Genomic DNA, 1693 nt, shown 5'->3' with positions numbered 1-1693 from the left:
CAAAGGTGCTTAAAGAAGGACACAGAGACCTAACGGACAAATTTCTGCGTTTTAAAGGACATTACGGCTTTACTGCTGTTTTCTGTAATCCGGATGCGGGAAACGAAAAAGGAAACGTTGAGAACAAGGTAGGTTATCACAGGCGCAATATGCTTGTCCCAATACCGGAAGTGAAGGATCTTGAAACATACAACCGCTATCTGCTCAAGAAGTCGGAAGAGGACCATGACCGTGAACACTACCGTTATGACCAGAGCATAGCAGAACTTCACAAAGAGGATCTAAAAGAGCTGCTTCCTCTGCCAACGGCAGAATTTGACTGTGCACGTTATGAAGTTTACTCAGTCAACCTGTGGGGTAAATTTAATATAGGTCCTGCGCACACATATTCGACATCGCCTAAACACGCCGGCGGGAGAGTAACGGTAAAGATAACATCATCCAAAGTTATTCCTTTGGATGAAAACCAAAGGGTTATAACAGAACACCCAAGGCTGTACGGAAACAGCAAACAGGAAGCAATGGACTGGCTGCCCTATCTGAAACTCCTGTCACGCTGTCCGGCTGCATTAAAATACACAGGCATATATGAAATGCTACCGGATCCGCTGCAGGAATATCTGGGAAAACAGCCTAAAAGCGAGTGCGGCCATGTGCTTAGAGTCCTTTCATGGATCACGGAACATGACGGTTTTAAAAAAGCCGTGGAAAGTGTAAACGAAGCAGTCGTACGCAATATTTCTGGAATAGACAGCCTTGTAACGCTCCATGATTATCTCAACCAGAACCATGTCCAGGAACGAATGGATATCGAAGGCCGGAACCTGCCGGAATTACCGCCGGTAATGTTCCACGGAGAGTTATATGACAATATTATGCAAAGTAACGGTGTCAAATGATGAACGAAGATATTTCCGTTTACTGCAGAAAGCTCAGATTGAGCAGGAACTTTGTAAACAACAGCGCTGTCGTTGAAAAGAGCAGTCCGCAGGAGTACCTTCTGGAGATATTAAGACTTGAATGTGAGTACAGGGAAAAACTAAAAATAGAGCGTCTTATTAAGACTGCTGGGTTCTATAACAGAAAAAGGTTCTGTGATTTTTGCTTTGACGAGGTAAAACTGCCATCGGATGTGACGCCCGTGTACTTGAAAGAAGGCAGATTCATCGAGGAGGTCAAAAATCTTATTCTCTACGGCAACGTAGGAACCGGGAAAACGCATCTTGCAACGGCTATAGGCATAGAGGCCTGTAACAGGGGGATGAAGGTAGGTTTCTACAGGACTGCGAACCTTGTTAACCAGCTCTCCGATGCAAAAAAGGCAGGAAACCTGAGCAAGCTGTTTAACAACCTGAGAAAACTTGATCTGCTTATATGCGACGAATGGGGATATGTACCCATGGACAGGGCATCAGCTCAAATCCTTTTTCAGGTCATATCGGACAGCTATGAAAGGAGGAGCGTGATAATAACGACCAATCTGGAATTCAGCCGCTGGGTCGGAATCTTCTATGATGAACAGATGACAGCGGCAATGATTGACAGGCTTGTACACCACAGTTATTTGCTTTTATTTGATGGCCAGAGCAACAGGGTCCGTGATTCACTTATGAAATCTGCGGGATAAAATTCCCCACCCTGTGCCTGGGGAATTTATTTTGCAAAAGTGGGGATTTTAGGCTTGCAAAAAACA

At 44.8% G+C, this 1693-nt stretch carries 2 protein-coding genes; both read left to right on the top strand.

The window, feature by feature from the left end; genetic code table 11:
* Positions 1-899, top strand: an 899-nt coding sequence (locus OLM33_10060; protein MCW1713994.1) for an IS21 family transposase, incomplete at its 5' end; no start/stop codon positions are given.
* Complete coding sequence (istB, locus tag OLM33_10055) at positions 896-1627, top strand: IS21-like element helper ATPase IstB (protein MCW1713993.1); 732 nt, start codon at positions 896-898, stop codon at positions 1625-1627. The genes OLM33_10060 and istB, both read left to right, overlap by 4 nt.
* Positions 1628-1693: the final 66 nt, after the last annotated feature.

It is taken from the genome of Synergistaceae bacterium DZ-S4 (genome assembly GCA_025943965.1).
Taxonomy (GTDB): Bacteria; Synergistota; Synergistia; order Synergistales; family Synergistaceae; genus Caenicola; species Caenicola nitritireducens.
The sequence above is the reverse complement of the archived record's forward strand: the minus strand, read 5'-3'. Positions and strand labels throughout refer to the sequence as shown.

Bases quoted from the DNA above. Each gene is read 5' to 3' on its own strand.
- istB (MCW1713993.1), top strand. From the start codon at position 896: ATGATGAACGAAGATATTTCCGTTTACTGCAGAAAGCTCAGATTGAGC.